The organism is Enterococcus sp. DIV1067f, assembly GCF_050543505.1.
Taxonomy (GTDB): Bacteria; Bacillota; Bacilli; order Lactobacillales; family Enterococcaceae; genus Enterococcus_D; species Enterococcus_D entomosocium.
The window spans coordinates 2,709,197-2,724,697 of sequence record NZ_CP172940.1 but is presented as its reverse complement, the minus strand read 5'-3'; the positions used below and the strand labels follow the sequence as shown (position 1 = coordinate 2,724,697).

Below are 15,501 nucleotides of genomic sequence, written 5' to 3'. Positions count from 1 at the left end.
AAGAAAAAAACAGTTGTCCCTTTGCAGTTGAAGGGATAACTGTTTTTGCAATGGTCCTTCTTTTTCATGGTAAAATAAAGAAAAGCAAATCGAGGAGGGTCTTTTATGAAGTATGAATGGCGCAAACTAGAAAAAGAGCTTTATCTTCCCAAAAAACCAACAGTGATCGAGGTGCCAACGTATCAATTTATTAGTTTGAGCAGCAGCGGCAATCCGAATCGTCCTGAATTTAGCGAAGAGATCGCCGCTTTATATACGATTTCTTATTCACTCAGGATGGGATTGAAAAAAGGGGCTTTTGGCAATGAACCCTTTGAATACACGGTCTTTCCTTTGGAAGGCGTGTGGACCTCTCTGACAAAGCCAGAGGGTGCCATCAACAAAGAAGAATTGATCTACAAAATCATGATTCGCCAACCAGAACCAGTCACGGAAACACTGTTTCAAGAACAGCTCTTGGCCGTCAAAGAGAAGAAAGACAATCCAAATCTAGAAAAGCTCATCTTTGAGCGCTATGAAGAAGGATTGTGTCTGCAAGCGATGCATACAGGTTCTTTTGACACTGAAGCGGAAACATTTGCGAAAATGAAAGAGCTGTTAAAACAAGAGCAGTTAGTGATCCGTCCAACGATGGACACGTTCCAGCATCGAGAAATCTATTTGTCTGATCCGCGAAAAGTTTCACCAGATAAAGCCAAAACCGTCCTGCGATGGGCAGTAGAAGCAGAGGGTGGGATTCAGTGAATAAAAACTATTTAAGCATCGACATCGGCGGCACGAAAATCAAATCGGCTGTCATTGATCGCTCGGGGAATATTCTGACACGAGGCCGGATGGATACGCCGAAAAATCTTACGGAATTTCTGACAGGGATTGAAACGATCGTTGAAGACGTTCATGGGAGCATTCGGGGCATTGCTGTTAGTACTCCAGGAAAAGTCAACCCAGAGACAGGGACAATCTCGTTTGGCGGGGCATTGCCTTTTTTAGATGGGGTCTCCTTAAAACAGCTGCTGGCAAAGTATCAAATGCCGCTTGCTGTGACCAACGATGGCAAAGCAGCCGCATTAGCTGAATGGTGGCTAGGAAACCTTAAAGGGATTCAAAACGGAGCTGCCATAACATTAGGTACTGGTTTGGGCGGTGGCGTAATCGTTGAGGGAAAACTGATCCAAGGTGCACATTTTCAAGCCGGGGAATTAAGTTTTCTACTAAATGCCACTAAGAGAAGTGACACTCAAGAAAACGCTGAGCAACCAGTCAATCAGGGATTGACCCTGCAGCAATTGGCAGGTTTTAGCGGTTCAGCGGTCGCCATGATTCGTCGCAGCGCCCAACTGCTAGGCTTAGCTGATCTTGCGGATGGTGAAGCAGTTTTTGACGCCATCAATCAGAAACAACCACAGGTCTGGGCGCTGTTTACAGCGTATTGCCGAGAAATCGCGTGTGTCATGCTCAATGTTCAAGCCGTGATCGACTTAGAGCGCTTCGTGATTGGCGGGGGCATCAGTGCCCAAGCGATCGTGGTGGAAGAAATCGACCGTCAGTATCAGCAACTGCTAGCTAGTTTACCGATTTTGCAGCAGACTTTGACGAAGCCGGAAATCCAAGCCTGCAAATTTCAAAATGACGCCAATTTATTAGGGGCGCTCTATCATTTCTTTTTGGAACATGAGATGAAATAAAATAGAAAAAAACTGCCGCGAACCAACGATCGCGGCAGTTTTTTAGGCTTTTTTCTTGGTGTCTTTGTCTTCGTCACCTAGGTAATCTTTGCTAGTGAAGGCACTGTGGAAGTATTTGCCCTCTTGACCGTAATAGCGGTTATAGCGCTGCTTGAATTTGCGGAACACGTAAACGACAAGAACTTTTAGCAGACAATAAATTGGGATCCCGAAAATCACCCCAACGATCCCCATCAAATCACCCATCACTAATAAAACAACCAGAATCGTAATAGGATGAATTTTCAATCGGTCACCCATCACACGGGGCACGACTAAATCCCCATGAAGCAACTGTACAGCAAACCAAGCAATCAAAAATTTAATCAACATCCCGGTGGAGTCTTGTGCGGCAATGAAAAGTCCCGGAAAAAAGACGATAAAAGGACCAATATAGGGGATGATGCAAAGCAGACCAGCGGCGATCGCCAGAATACTGGCATACTCTAAGCCAATCAATAGGAAAACGACCCAATAGATCGCCCCTAAAATCAAGGAAGAAATGATTTGTCCTTTCAAAAAGGCACCGACTTGTATGTCAGAGATCTTGACGATTTCATTAAAGTCTTTGCGAAAACGTGGTGGCACTAACGAGAGAACTGAAAAATAAAACTTGTTGGGGTTGCGCAATAAGAAAAAGGCAATGATCGGTCCCGTAAACAAAGCGATGAACAAGGTCGAAATCGTTGAAAACAAGCTGCTGAGCCCAGCAGCACCAGTTTCCCAATAGTCCCCAATAAAACTCATGATGTTGTTGGTGATATTTTGCAATGTGTCTGTAATTTGTGCCATCTCATCTTGAAACGGGGTATTTTCTAAAAAGGCGGTCGCGTTTTTCTCAAAGTCACTGACCAAACTTGGTAAGCTGTTGATCAGATCGGTGGTTTGCTGCTCCAAAATCGGGTAAAGCTGGAAACCAGCAAAGACGATCAACAAAAGAATCAAAAGATAGATCCCAGCAATCGAAACACTGCGGGGAATTTTTTTCGATTCCAATTTATCGACCACCGGGTTAAACAGATAGTAAAGGATCAGCCCAAATAAAAAGGGTGGGATAATAGCTGTAAGTATGGCTGAAAAGGGTGTAAATAAAAAAGAAATCTGATTTAGCAAAAAGACAGCAACTGCCGACAAGATAATCAGTCCTAAGACATAATAGCTTGTTTTGCCGCCTAAAAAGTGGATCAATCGGTTATTTTTCATAATAAGCCTCGCTTTCTTAGCTACATTATAACGAAAGACCCCTATTCTGTAAAAAAACAACGTACCTTTTGAAAAAACTACGCTCATATTATCAATATCTTTATAATGAAAGAATATCTTTGATAAGGGGTTAACTGATGGCATCTTTCTTCAAAGCAGGCCAAAAATGCTCCCGTGTTTACAACACAGGAGCGAAAAGAATTATTTGCGCACTGTCGTCAAGGTACAGCGACCAACGGCTGTTTTTAACCCGCTAGCTAACCAAATAGTGGCTTGCCAAGTTTGGATACGAGCGCCGATACGATCAGGACTAGCTTCTACGATCAGGGTTCCTTCTTGAGCGGCGGCTAGATGGTTGACTTGTAGGTCAACGCCGGCGGCGAAGGCTTCTTCTTGAGCCAAAGCTTGATTGGCGCCGATGCTGCAGGCAGTCTCGATCAAAACGCCGTTAATGCCACCGTGAACGAGACCAAAAGGCTGTTTGTGCTGTTCTTTGATTGGCATCCGTAAACGAACAAAATCGGCTGTTGCTGCTTCTACTTCGATTTCTAAAGCTTCTAGTAAGTTCATTTTTAGCTCCTTTTTCTAAGAAAGTTACCATGATTATAGCACGAGTTTTGTTAGAAATAGCCGAAGTTCTCAGAAAGTCGGCAACAGGGGGAGAAGTCTTAAGAAATTCCCTTAACCAAAGCAATTTCTAACGAAAAGCGACTAGATATGTGTATAATAGAGCTATGTGAATTGAGGAGGAACAAGTAATGAGAGAATGGAAAACCTTAAAAGAGTACGATGAAATTTTATTTGAACAACATGGAAAAGTGGCGAAAATCACGATCAACCGCCCAGAAGTCCACAATGCGTTTACACCAAAAACGGTGTTTGAAATGATTGATGCGTTTTCAATCAGTCGCGATGAACCAGGCATCGGCGTGATTATTTTGACAGGCGCCGGCGACAAAGCCTTTTGTTCAGGCGGAGACCAAAAAGTCCGTGGTCACGGTGGCTATGTTGGGGAAGATCAGGTTCCTCGCTTAAACGTATTGGATCTGCAACGCTTGATCCGCACGTTGCCAAAACCGGTGATCGCCATGGTCAAAGGCTGGTCGATCGGCGGCGGGAATGTTTTACAATTAGTTTGTGATTTAACGATTGCCGCTGACAATGCTAAATTTGGTCAAACAGGACCAAATGTCGGTAGTTTTGATGGTGGCTATGGTTCGGGCTATCTTGCACGGACGATCGGACATAAAAAAGCCAAGGAAGTTTGGTTCATGACAAAACAATATACTGCCGAAGAAGCATTGGCGATGAACTGGATCAATACAGTCGTTCCTCTTGATCGAGTAGAAGATGAAACGATGGAATGGGCCGAAACGATGCTGCAAAAGAGCCCGTTGGCGTTACGTATGATCAAAGCATCAATGAATGCCGATACGGACGGATTAGCTGGCATTCAGCAATTGGCCGGCGATGCGACCTTATTGTATTACACGATGGATGAAGCCAAAGAAGGTCGTGACGCGTTTAAAGAAAAACGTCAACCAGACTTCGACCAATTCCCTAAATTCCCATAATGACTGGGAGTTGGCTGCAAAGGCAAGCACAACTTCATCCAGAACGACCAGCTTTTTATTGGCATGAAAAAAGCTGGTCGTTTGCTGCCTTGCAAAAAGAGGTTTATGCTTATGCTGCTTATTATCAAGCCCAATTCGTTGTTCTGCCAAACCGGGTAGCCCTTTTTAGCAATAACTCCCCTGAAATGGTCTTTACGATCCTTGCATTGTGGGAGTTGGGGATCGAAGTCCAGCTGTTGAATACGCGATTGACAGCCGCTGAAATCACCTTCCAATTACAAGATGCCCACTGCGACTGGGTGATCACGGCGGATCAGGCAGCGGTCCCGGGTGTTCGCAGCCTGACCTTTGGACAAGCGATGGAACAGGCGAAGGCTCTTGCCAGTTCTTTTGATCCTTCGTTTGTTCCTAATAAAGCAATCTATCAAGCAGAACAAGTAGCTTCGATTATGTATACATCCGGTACGACGGGCAATCCCAAGGGTGTGCCGCAAACCTTTAGGAATCATCTAGCAAGTGCCGAAGCGACTCAAAAGAACTTAACGATCACTAGTGAGGATTGTTGGCTTTGTGCAGTTCCGCTGTATCATATCAGTGGATTATCAATTCTCTTGCGTTCCTTGCGACTTGGAATGAGTGTTCGTTTGTATGAGCGCTTTGATGCTGGAGAAATGGCGAAAGATCTTGAGGCAGGAAAAGGGACGATCGTTTCTTTGGTGGCGAAAATGTTGACAGATTTGCTGCCGTTGGTGCCCCAACAAGGCTTTGATTCGTTGCGTTATGTACTGCTAGGCGGCGGTCCGATTGCCAAAAGTGTATTGGAAAAATGCCAGCAAAAACAGCTTTCTGTGATCCAATCCTATGGGATGACAGAAACCTGTTCACAAGTGGTGGCATTGCCGCCAGAAAAAGCTTCAGAAAAAATCGGCTCCTCAGGGGTTCCCCTGCAAGGTGTCCATTTACGAATTGCGGTTGATGCGAAAATGGCAGATCATCAGACTGCTGAAAGTACCCAGTCGATCGGAGAGATCCAACTGCAAGGACCGGCGATCACGACCCGTTACTTAAACGATCGCAGTCCACAGCAGTGGGATCAAGAGGGCTGGTTTGCCACAGGAGATCTAGGGTATCTTGATCAAGAGGGCTTTTTGTATGTAGTCAGTCGTGCAAGCGAACTGATCATATCTGGTGGAGAAAACATCTATCCTGCAGAAGTGGAGCAAGCCTTGTTGCAGCATCCAGCGGTCAAAGAGGCAGCTGTGGTGGGGGAACCAGACGAGGAGTGGGGACAATCTGTCGCGGCTTATTTAACGTTAAATGAGTCCGTCCGACTCCAAGCCTTGTTGGATACATTAGAAGGGCAGATCGCCCATTATAAATTTCCGCGCCGTTTTTATCACGTGCGAGAAATGCCGCGCACAGCAAGCGGCAAACTTTTAAAACGGCTATTGCTGAGTGAAGAAAGAGTGAACTACATTGAACAGCAAATCATCAAGTAATTATGAAGCAGCGATCGCTGCCGGGAAAACCTATTTGAGTGAGTATCAGCCTTTAAAAAGGTGTGACTTACTGGCTCTTTATGCAGCGGCACAAGAATATCAAGGGGAACGCTATTTCTGGCGTACCCCTGATGAAACGACTAGTCTGGTAGGGTTGGGTTGGTTAGCCACTTTTTCGCAACCCAAACTTGCAGACTTTTCAGAAGTCCGCTCTCTCTTAAAGCAAGCCCATTATCAACCAGAGGCACCTTTGCAGGCGCAGTTGGTTGGTGGTTTTGCTTTTGATGAACAGGCAGAAGTCAGTCAGGATTGGGCTGAGCTAGGTGCCGGTCTCTTTGCGTTGCCAGAAATACTGGTCAGCAAAACTGATGATCAGTGTGGCGTCGTTTATACAGTAGCCGCTTCTTCCGAGGAACAACGACAACAAAAAGTCGCTGCCTTACAGGAAAAAGTCGCAAGCTGGTTGAATGCCAACCCGGACAAGAGTCTTGTAGCAGAAACGCCTGCTTTTCAGGCACAAGAGGAACTAGAGGTGCCCCAATGGCTGCAAGCGGTCGAAGAGACAGTGGCAGCCATTCGCTCGACTGAAACACCGTTGAAAAAAGTGGTTCTGGCCAGGAGAATGAAGATAGAAACGAAGCAGTCGATCATTAGTGCTGGGGTGTTGCAACGGTTGGCGCAACAGCAGCCGAATACCTATCTTTTTGCCATCGAACATGGGGGCCATGTTTTTGCTGGTGCGACGCCAGAACGCTTGCTAAAAGCAACTGTCGATCAGTTTGAAACGGTAAGTATCGCAGGTTCCGCGCCAAGAGGCCAAACCAAAGAAGAAGATGAGGCACTGGCACAAGCCCTCTTAGCGGACGCAAAAAATACCCATGAACATCAAGTAGTTGTCGATCGCTTGGAAACGGCATTGGCTACTTTGTTAGCTGACGGTTTTCAATCAGAAGCCCGCTCCGTCATCAAAAATCGTGACATTCAGCATTTGTTTGTTCCTTTAGCAGGGCAAAGAAAAGCAGGAGTCAACTTTCTGAGCGCCGTGCAAAAACTACACCCGACCCCAGCATTGGGGGGAGAACCGAAAGAAGCAGCCGTCTCTTGGATTCGTACCCATGAACCAGCCAGCAGAGGGATGTACGGTGGACCGATCGGTTGGTTGGGTATTCAAGAAGATATTGGCGAGTTTGCAGTGGCCATCCGCTCAGGATTCTTTAGCGGCAATCAAGCAACGCTGTATGCAGGCTGTGGGATCGTTGCCGATTCAGATGCGGAATCCGAACGTCAAGAAACACGGTTAAAATTTCAACCGATGAGGAGAGGGATCTTAGGAGATGAATAACCAGACAGTCATGACAGACTATTTATTAGCGGCAATCCAAGGACTAAAAGCAGCGGGTGCGAAGCGAGCGGTTATTAGTCCCGGTTCACGCTCAACGCCATTGGCGCTACTATTGCATCGTGATCCTGAGATCACCTGTATGGTGGCTGTCGATGAACGTTCGGCTGCTTTTTTTGCTTTAGGGATGTCCAAAGTTGATCTCCAACCGACGATCTTACTGTGTACCTCTGGAACTGCAGCAGCCAATTATTATCCAGCAATTTGTGAAGCAGAGGCCACCAACTTGCCATTGATCGTCTTAACGGCTGATCGCCCGCCAGAACTGCGGGGCGTTGGGGCGCCACAAGCAATGGACCAACAGAATTTGTATGCCTCTCACGTCAAAAAGATGGTAGAGATGACGGTGCCAGAAAACGATCCTGCTTTGTTGCGTTATAGTTTTTGGCAAGCTACAACTTGCACGATCGAAGCGCAAAAACAGCCGAAAGGCCCGGTCCAAATCAACTTTCCATTACGGGAGCCGCTGTTGCCTGACTTTAGTCGCCAATGCAGTATTCAGCAAGACGTGAGCTATCTGGCACCACAACAAGAGCTGTCAGCAGAGATGATCACCCAGCTAGCCCCTTACTTTGATAAAAAAGGTATTCTGATTGCTGGAGAAAGCCTTACGATCGAAGAAGCGCAGCAGTTGCTGGCTTTTTCAGAGAAATTAGGCTGGCCGATTGTCGGCGATCCATTGACCAATCTGGCGACAGCCGGTACCAAAGTAGGAACATTTATCAGTCAAGCCGATCTTGTTTTCCCGCAATTGACTTCTGCCTTCCAACCAGAAGTGGTCGTGCGTTTTGGTCGCTTACCAGTCACTAAAAATGTCCTATTATGGTTGAACAAAGCAGCGGATACGACGACGTGGCTCTTTGTTGATCCATCGGGGCAGTGGCAAGATCAGCTGCATCGGGCAAACTATTTGATCGAAGCAGCGATCAGCACTTTCGTGGCGGCCATCACCCAGTTGCCGATCGTCAAACATACGGCGTGGCAACAACAATGGCAAGCACTTCAAGCGCGGGCAGATCAGGTGATTGCTGCAAGTCCGCAGTTGAAACAATGGGATGAGAGCAGCGCTGTGCGCATGCTCCAACAATGTCTACCTGAAGAAGCGCAAATTCTTTTGGCAAACAGCAATGCGATCCGTTTCTTTGATCGCTACGGCAGCAAAACTTCCTCCACTTATCGAGTGTATGGAAATCGGGGCGTCAATGGGATCGACGGCCTTGTCTCGACCGTAGCTGGGATTGCTTCCGCCAGTCAAAAGTCTACCTACTTGTTGATTGGTGATTTAGCGTTGTACCATGATATGAACGGCCTACAACTACTGCGTCAGTATCAATTGCCAATAACGATCATTTTACTGAATAATAACGGTGGTGGGATCTTTTCCTTTTTGTCACAAAACACCTTAGAACCAAACGACTTTGTCCCGCTCTTTGGCACGCCGTTAGACCTTGAGTTTCAAAAAGTGGCGGCCTTATATGAGGCAGATTGGCACACACCGACCTCTTTGCTAGAGTTTCAAACGATTTTAACGGAAACAAGCCAACAGCCGTGCTTTCAAATAATCGAAGTGAAGGGTGAGCAAAAAGATCCGGTTGATACTTGGCAAGCACTGCAACAGCAGTTTAGCGAGGCGGGAGCGCAGCAATGAGGGACACGATAAATGGTGTCAGTTATTTTTATCAGTGGTTGCAACCTTACCGACCAGCCTTACCAACCCTTGTGGCATTGCATGGCTTCACGGGTTCTTCGGAAAGTTTTCGACCGGTTTTTGTAGAGGAAGGTTCTTATAATGTATTGGCTGTCGACTTGATTGGACATGGACGGTCATCGATTTATGTCCATCCCATGCGTTATGAACTTCCTTTACTGGTGGAGGATCTCGCACAGCTTTTAGCGAAGTTAGGGATTGAACGCTATGGTCTTTATGGCTACTCGATGGGGGCACGAATCGCACTTGTCTGGGCAGTCAAGGAACCAGCTGCAGTGACCCATCTTTTGCTTGAGAGTGGTTCCCCCGGGTTGGCTGATCCAGGAGAACGACTCGCTCGTCAGCGGCACGATCGCTGCTTAGGATTGCGCTTACTAAGGGAGCCTTTGGTCGATTTTGTCGATTACTGGCAAGAACTGCCGTTGTTTGCTAGTCAAAAGGAGCTGCCCTTAGTGCAGCAGGCTGCTGTACGGCAAGGACGCTTGCAGCAAAATAAATTTGGCTTGGCAGTAAGCTTGGTTTACGGTGGTACTGGCAAACAGCCAAGCTGTTGGTCGGCACTTCCGCAGCTAGCTTGTGAAATTCTTTATTTAGCGGGGGAAAAAGATTTAAAGTTTCGGAAAATCGCCCACCAAATGAAGCAGCTGCAACCAGAGATGACCATCAAAGTCGTTGCTAATGCTGGACATTGTATCCATTTAGAACAGCCGACACAGGTTCGTCATGAAATCGATCAATGGTTTGTAAAAGGATCGAGGCCACAGTCAGCTGATTGACAAGGAGAGAACGCAATGAAGATTGAGAAAATTGAACGCATCGCCTGTCGCTTGCCCCTCAAACAATCCTTTGTGACAAGTTACGGACAATTAACAGAAAAAGCCTTTGATCTTTATTTGGTGACTGCAGAGGAGGGAACGGTGGGCATCGGTGAATTGGTCGCTTTTGAGCAGCCAGATTACATTGAAGAAACCCTCTTTTCTGCTCGACAAGTGATTGAAACAGCACTGATCCCATTATTGATTGACCAGGAGATCGAGCATCCGCAAGAAGTTTGGCAATTGTTTCAAACGGTCCAAGGAAACTACATGGCAAAATCGGCTTTGGAAACAGCAATTTGGGATCTATATGGCAAGCAAACGCATCAAAGTGTGAAAGAGCTGTATACCGCGACCCGACCGAGTGTCGCTGTTGGCGTTAGTATCGGCATACACGACTCTGTCGAAAAACTAATGGCTCTTGTTGCCGCTTATGTCGCCCAAGGGTATCAACGAATCAAGTTAAAAATCAAGCCGGGGCAAGATGTGGCACCCTTGCGAGCGATTCGACAAGCCTTTCCAGAATTGCTTTTGATGGCAGATGCGAACGGGGCCTATCAAAATGAGCCTGAACGCATTTTGGCACTTGATGACTTAGGCTTGGTGATGATCGAGCAACCCCTTAAGGTACGAGATCTGGTGGGGCACAGTCAGCTACAGCGACAGATGAAGACGCCTCTATGTTTGGATGAAGATATTCGAACGGCAGAAGACGTCGATACAGTCGCAGCACTGGACAGCTGCCGTGCGATCAACCTGAAAATCCCTCGTGTCGGTGGGATCACCGAAGCTTTGCGAATCCTTGATCGATGTCAAACCCATGGACTACTCGTTTGGTTAGGCGGCATGTTTGAGTCTGGTGTAGGACGAGCCATGAATTTGCAATTTGCGAGTCAAGATATTTTCCATTTTCCCGGGGACCTTTCCGCTTCTGACCGTTACTTTTATGATGATGTCATTACACAGCCTGCAACTTTGCATGAAGGAAAGCTGCTGGTACCTGATGGAAAGGGCTTTGGTATCACATTAGCTGAAACAAAGCTAAGTCAATATGGGCAATCTAAAGAACGTATCTACTCAAGAAAACGGTCAGCGAAAGAATAACCGCAGCGAAAAAAAACACAGCGAAAGCAAAAGAAACGGCCAGCAGGGAAATCTGCTGGCCGTTTCTTTTGTTTTAGTCTGCGTTTTTGAATTCTTTTTCAATTTGTAGTCGTTGAACTTTCATGGTTGCTGTTCGTGGGATATCTTCGTAGTCGCGTAAAATTGGCTGATTGAGGTGAGGGAGATCTTCCACCATTTTCCACCAAGCATCCCAATCCATTTCACGATTTGGCGCTAAAGCAATGATAGGTTGTGGTGAGTTCTCTTTGTCGCGAACGATCACAACTTCGGCAAGGAAGTCTAAATGATCCAGCAAAAGGTCTTCCAAAGCAAGATTGCTTTCAATATTTTTGATCAAGTCCACTTGACGGTCTTTTAAGTAAAGATGTCCCTGATCATCCATCATGCCGTAGTCACCACTGTCCCACCAAGCGCCATAGACATTGTCAGCAAAACGCTGATCTTCTTTATAATAGGTCAACGCGCGTCCTTTTGAAAGGAAATGGATGTGCCCATCGGTATTGGCTGGCAGCTCGTTGCCCTCTGCATCGGCGATCCGTGCTCTCGTTAAGTCCTCTAGACCAACACCCATATCACGGGCATCGTTGGTAGCGATGCTTTCTAAGGTATGTGCTTTTAGGATCATTGGCCCGCATTCACTTTGACCATAGACTTGCAAAAAGATTGCTTCTTTTGTTGCTGAAGTATTTAAAAAAGTGGCCATTGTTTGGTTGTTGATGGCATCAAAGGTTGAATGGTAATAGCGAATATTGGCGAAAGCATCTGGTTGTTCTTTTGCCACAAAGCTCCATTGGACAAAATTGTTTGGATGAGTTTCCAAAGCGATTGGTGGATATTCTTTTAACATGCTTACGACATGAGCGCCGTTGGCATTGGCTAATGGCATCATCGGAAAGCCCATCGCCATCAAGGATGAGATGCCGATATTGAAGCGGGAGTGCACCGGTGAGATATGGAACGCAATTAAATCAGAGTCTGCCTTGGTGCGATCAATCTTGGTGAAGATCGTTTTTTGCCATTTTGTCCGCCAGCCCATGGAGTTTGCCGAATGACAAATCAATTTTGGAATACCCGTTGTTCCAGAAGTGTGGGTCATATAAGAAATTTGATCCACTGGTAACTCAGTTTGGGCCACTGGTTCCGCTGGTTGTTGCAGCAGATGACGAACAGCAATCTGTTTGTCAGTACTGCTATTTTTCACTTGTGCGACGCGGCCTTCGGTTTCTTCATCAAATAAGATGAATGGATCTTCTAAGCGATCCACAAACACTTCGATGGTTTCAGCAGGGAAATGGTAAGAGATCATAGCAGGCACTGCGCCAAGGTAAGAAGCAGCCGTTGCTAATAAATAGGTATCGAATTTTGAAGATTTATAAAGGATGATTTTATCGCCGGCTTGCACGCCTAGTGCAGCAAGTTGGTAAGCACGTTTTAAAATCATTTCATGACTCGAACGGTAGGCACTACGATAGCCAAGTTCAGGAAATGCTGGTAGCACTTCATCGTGGATGATGGTTGTGTCAGGAAATGCCTCGGCAGCTTCTCGGTAATTGGTGTAAAGATTTAATGGACGATAGTCTAAAATGGTCAAATAGAACACTCCTTTAAAAGTTCGTGAAAAACTTCATTTGATTTCTCCATTTTAGCACAGGAATTTCTCGATACAATAGATTTTCAGTGTTTTTTATTTATTTCTAAAAAATCCTTCCCTCAAAGACTTTCGAAGAATGAATGACTGTGATGTGTTATCATTCATTCCTCGTACTAAGCGGAAAAAGCGCATAATCAACGGGTGTATTTTACTATAAAATCTTCGATTGGGAGCCGGAAATCCAGATAGCGTGCTTCTAATTCTGCACGACTCCAATTCCACCAAGCGATTTCTTGTAAAGCAGTGATCGTTTCTGGATCAAAGCGGTATTTGATCACTTTTGCTGGAACCCCGCCGACGATCGCATAAGGCGGCACATCTTTGGTTACGACTGCGTTTGAGGCGATCACGGCACCATCACCGACGGTCAAACCAGATTGGATCACGGCACCGTGGCCGATCCAGACATCATTGCCAATGACGGTCGTTTTTGCTTTGCGTTTTTCTAAGAAGGACTCGTCCTTTGGCGCAAATCCATAGCCTTCGCCATTATAGGCAAAAAGATGCTGACTAGGGCGTTCATAGGGATGATTGGTGGGGCCGATGCGGACCATCGCTGCGATACTGATAAAACGTCCTAATTGACTGTTCTGAATAAAGCAATATTGCCCCGTATAGGTATAATTGCCGATGGAAGAATGATCAATGTGATTGGCTTCGCCAATTTCGACATAGTCTCCTAAAGTTGTGTCTTGAAGCTGCGAGTCTTTGCCAACGATCGGCTGTTCATCTGGAAAATTTGTGATCGATAGGTGCATAGTAATCATCCTCTCTTGCGTATTGCTATCATTTTACCGCACTTTTTTGTACTATTTGACTAATACGCACTAAAGACAAAAGGAGGTCTGCTTTATGGAGACGATTTATCAGTTAGATAAGATGACCGAAACGATAGGTAAGCGAGCAATCAAAAAAGGATACTCGTTAAAAAATCAAGCGGCCCCAGAGGCGCTGTTTGTACGCAGTTCAACGGTTCCTAACGAATTGATCACACCAGAATTAGCTGTGATCGCTCGCTCAGGAACAGGCACCAATACGATCGATTTGGCACGGTGTACTCAAAATGGCACAGTAGTCTTCAATAGTCCCGGTGTCAATGCCAATGCAGTCAAAGAATTGGTGCTCTCCAATTTGTTTCTCAGCGTTCGCCCCTTATTCAAAGCCATCCAGACGGTAGCCGATTTGCAAGAAGAGGTAACGTCAGGTCAAATTGAAGCAGAAGATGTGTTGAAGGTAGCTGAAGAACGGCGAAAAGAAGTGATCGGCGAAGAATTAGCTGGAAAAACCATCGGTATTTTAGGCTTAGGAGAGATCGGTGAACGGGTGGCAAAAGCCTGTCATCAGCTAGGGATGGAAGTCCTCGGCTATGCCCGTACGAAAAAAGCGGCACACGATTACGAACAAGTCAGTGACTTGCACGTACTGTTGGCCGAATCAGATTTTGTAGTGGTTTTGCTCCCTTTAAGTCAGGAAACCAAAGGCATGCTGAATCGACAAACGATTCAGCAGATGAAAAAAAATGCAGTGTTGATGAATTTTGGGCGCGGGGAGATCGTGGAAGAAGCAGCCGTCTTAGAAGCACTAGCCAAAAATCAGCTCAAACAATACATCACCGACTTTCCTAGTGCCGGCTTGATCGGACAACAGAAAGTGTTGTGTTATCCGCATATCGGCGGCAGTACTACCAATGCCTTGGAAAAGGGGGATCACGTAGTTTTTGATCGCATGCATGCCTATTTGCGCGCTGGGACGATTCAAGAATCGGTCAATTTTCCTCATGCAGAGTTGCCTTTTTTGGCACCGTATCGCTTGGCGCTGTTTTATCACGACAAGCCTGGTGCTTTTGCCCCGCTATTGCGGATCATTTCTGAAGCAGGCGTAGATATCGATAATTTGGCGAGTGAGAGAAAAGCCGGAGTCGCCTATACCTTGATTGATCTTGATGAGACAAATGAAATACTGCTGCAAGATCTACAGAAGCAGATACAGCAAGAAACAGCGGTCATCCGTGCCCGCTTGATCAAAAATTCGCGAACCAGTGAATAGTTGCCACCAACAATGTTTCTTGTTATGATGAAAAAAAAGTAAAGGAAGTTCATCATGACGAATAAGTTTCAAGATAAAAAGAAGGTCGCTTTGCCTCGTTATCAGCAGATTGCCGTGGCGATCGCGGAACGAATCGTTGAAAATCGCTACCAAGTTGGGCAAAAGATCCATGCGCGCTCAACGTTAGCCAGCAATTTCAATGTCTCTCCTGAAACAGCCCGCAAAGCGATCAATGTATTAGTTGATTTAGAAATCATGGATGTCCGTCATGGCAGCGGCGCCTATATTGCTTCAAAGGAAAAAGCACAGGCCTTTGTTGAACAATACCAAGATGTGCAGTCGATCCAAGAAATCAGACAAGACATTTTAGACAGTGTGGAGCGGCAGCAGCAAGAGCTGGATAATTTTTCTGACTTGTTGAACACGTTAGTGCAGCAGACCAAAAAGGTACACCATATGAGTCCGTTTGTGCCCTTTGAACTTCAGTTGACGGAACAAGCGCAGCATTTGGAAAAAAGTATCAATGAATTGAATATTTGGCAAGCCACAGGGGCGACGATCATCGCAATCCAAACAACCGAAGAATTGTTGTTGTCACCAGGACCTTATGCGAAATTCAGTGCAGGCAATACGATTTATTTTGTCGGAAATGAACTGGCGTTGCAGCGCATGACCAATTTCTTCTATCCAACGGACCATTCAGCGTAATTCTTTTTCCTGATTCCCATGCTTTTTTTGCAAAAGAAAAAGCATTGGG

Annotated in this window: 14 protein-coding genes; 10 read left to right on the top strand and 4 right to left on the bottom strand. The window is 46.0% G+C overall.

The annotated features are described in order from the left end of the window. The first annotated feature begins 105 nt into the window (after positions 1-105). Together IGJ42_RS12500 and IGJ42_RS12495 are read left to right on the top strand one after the other, a co-directional pair. Entirely contained in the window at positions 106-744 is a 639-nt protein-coding gene (locus IGJ42_RS12500; RefSeq protein ID WP_086297843.1) for a GyrI-like domain-containing protein, read from the top strand. Continuing rightward, positions 741-1,685, top strand: coding sequence for an ROK family protein (locus tag IGJ42_RS12495; protein ID WP_430615644.1), 945 nt, complete (start codon positions 741-743; stop codon positions 1,683-1,685). Before IGJ42_RS12500 ends, IGJ42_RS12495 begins: the two co-directional genes overlap by 4 nt. A gap of 42 nt (positions 1,686-1,727) precedes the next feature. On the opposite strand, the gene IGJ42_RS12490 is transcribed toward IGJ42_RS12495, so the two are convergent. Continuing rightward, positions 1,728-2,927, bottom strand: coding sequence for an AI-2E family transporter (locus IGJ42_RS12490; RefSeq protein ID WP_086297837.1), 1,200 nt, complete (start codon positions 2,925-2,927; stop codon positions 1,728-1,730). 201 nt (positions 2,928-3,128) lie between these two features. Continuing rightward, positions 3,129-3,497, bottom strand: a complete 369-nt coding sequence (locus IGJ42_RS12485; protein ID WP_005234285.1) for a PaaI family thioesterase — start codon at positions 3,495-3,497, stop codon at positions 3,129-3,131. Positions 3,498-3,685: 188 nt separating this feature from the next. Between IGJ42_RS12485 and menB the strand changes: the two genes are divergently transcribed. The 6 genes from menB to menC are packed head-to-tail and all read left to right on the top strand — an operon-like array spanning position 3,686 to position 11,026. Beyond that, positions 3,686-4,501 (top strand): 1,4-dihydroxy-2-naphthoyl-CoA synthase, encoded by an 816-nt coding sequence (gene menB, locus IGJ42_RS12480; protein ID WP_005228595.1) that lies wholly within the window; start codon positions 3,686-3,688, stop codon positions 4,499-4,501. After that, complete coding sequence (gene menE, locus IGJ42_RS12475; RefSeq protein WP_086316487.1) at positions 4,501-6,000, top strand: o-succinylbenzoate--CoA ligase; 1,500 nt, start codon at positions 4,501-4,503, stop codon at positions 5,998-6,000. The genes menB and menE overlap by 1 nt, the downstream gene beginning before the upstream one ends. After that, positions 5,978-7,342, top strand: a complete 1,365-nt coding sequence (locus IGJ42_RS12470) for an isochorismate synthase (protein WP_430615642.1) — start codon at positions 5,978-5,980, stop codon at positions 7,340-7,342. The genes menE and IGJ42_RS12470 overlap by 23 nt, the downstream gene beginning before the upstream one ends. Next, positions 7,335-9,047 (top strand): 2-succinyl-5-enolpyruvyl-6-hydroxy-3-cyclohexene-1-carboxylic-acid synthase, encoded by a 1,713-nt coding sequence (menD, locus tag IGJ42_RS12465; RefSeq protein ID WP_008380821.1) that lies wholly within the window; start codon positions 7,335-7,337, stop codon positions 9,045-9,047. The genes IGJ42_RS12470 and menD overlap by 8 nt, the downstream gene beginning before the upstream one ends. Next, positions 9,044-9,883 (top strand): 2-succinyl-6-hydroxy-2,4-cyclohexadiene-1-carboxylate synthase, encoded by an 840-nt coding sequence (menH, locus tag IGJ42_RS12460; RefSeq protein ID WP_008380823.1) that lies wholly within the window; start codon positions 9,044-9,046, stop codon positions 9,881-9,883. Before menD ends, menH begins: the two co-directional genes overlap by 4 nt. Before the next feature lie 15 nt (positions 9,884-9,898). Continuing rightward, positions 9,899-11,026 carry an o-succinylbenzoate synthase gene (gene menC / locus IGJ42_RS12455; protein WP_429968744.1) on the top strand — a complete coding sequence of 376 codons (1,128 nt, stop codon included), beginning with the start codon at positions 9,899-9,901 and terminating at the stop codon, positions 11,024-11,026. Positions 11,027-11,099: 73 nt separating this feature from the next. Here the strand turns inward: menC and IGJ42_RS12450 are convergent, their stop codons facing one another. Together IGJ42_RS12450 and IGJ42_RS12445 are read right to left on the bottom strand one after the other, a co-directional pair. Continuing rightward, complete coding sequence (locus tag IGJ42_RS12450; RefSeq protein ID WP_430615639.1) at positions 11,100-12,638, bottom strand: AMP-binding protein; 1,539 nt, start codon at positions 12,636-12,638, stop codon at positions 11,100-11,102. 194 nt (positions 12,639-12,832) lie between these two features. After that, the gene (locus IGJ42_RS12445) at positions 12,833-13,456 is read right to left on the bottom strand and encodes a DapH/DapD/GlmU-related protein (RefSeq protein WP_008380829.1); all 624 of its coding nucleotides are present in this window, start codon (positions 13,454-13,456) and stop codon (positions 12,833-12,835) included. Positions 13,457-13,550: 94 nt separating this feature from the next. On the opposite strand from IGJ42_RS12445, the gene IGJ42_RS12440 reads away from it, so the two are divergent. Both IGJ42_RS12440 and IGJ42_RS12435 read left to right on the top strand, forming a co-directional pair. Continuing rightward, positions 13,551-14,744, top strand: a complete 1,194-nt coding sequence (locus IGJ42_RS12440) for an NAD(P)-dependent oxidoreductase (protein ID WP_430615637.1) — start codon at positions 13,551-13,553, stop codon at positions 14,742-14,744. Positions 14,745-14,798: 54 nt separating this feature from the next. After that, the gene (locus tag IGJ42_RS12435; protein ID WP_005234303.1) at positions 14,799-15,452 is read left to right on the top strand and encodes a GntR family transcriptional regulator; all 654 of its coding nucleotides are present in this window, start codon (positions 14,799-14,801) and stop codon (positions 15,450-15,452) included. Positions 15,453-15,501 lie beyond the last annotated feature (49 nt).

Bases quoted from the DNA above. Each gene is read 5' to 3' on its own strand.
- IGJ42_RS12500 (WP_086297843.1), top strand. From the start codon at position 106: ATGAAGTATGAATGGCGCAAACTAGAAAAAGAGCTTTATCTTCCCAAA.
- IGJ42_RS12490 (WP_086297837.1), bottom strand. From the start codon at position 2,927: ATGAAAAATAACCGATTGATCCACTTTTTAGGCGGCAAAACAAGCTAT.
- IGJ42_RS12485 (WP_005234285.1), bottom strand. From the start codon at position 3,497: ATGAACTTACTAGAAGCTTTAGAAATCGAAGTAGAAGCAGCAACAGCC.
- menB (WP_005228595.1), top strand. From the start codon at position 3,686: ATGAGAGAATGGAAAACCTTAAAAGAGTACGATGAAATTTTATTTGAA.
- menE (WP_086316487.1), top strand. From the start codon at position 4,501: ATGACTGGGAGTTGGCTGCAAAGGCAAGCACAACTTCATCCAGAACGA.
- menD (WP_008380821.1), top strand. From the start codon at position 7,335: ATGAATAACCAGACAGTCATGACAGACTATTTATTAGCGGCAATCCAA.
- menH (WP_008380823.1), top strand. From the start codon at position 9,044: ATGAGGGACACGATAAATGGTGTCAGTTATTTTTATCAGTGGTTGCAA.
- menC (WP_429968744.1), top strand. From the start codon at position 9,899: ATGAAGATTGAGAAAATTGAACGCATCGCCTGTCGCTTGCCCCTCAAA.
- IGJ42_RS12445 (WP_008380829.1), bottom strand. From the start codon at position 13,456: ATGCACCTATCGATCACAAATTTTCCAGATGAACAGCCGATCGTTGGC.
- IGJ42_RS12440 (WP_430615637.1), top strand. From the start codon at position 13,551: ATGGAGACGATTTATCAGTTAGATAAGATGACCGAAACGATAGGTAAG.
- IGJ42_RS12435 (WP_005234303.1), top strand. From the start codon at position 14,799: ATGACGAATAAGTTTCAAGATAAAAAGAAGGTCGCTTTGCCTCGTTAT.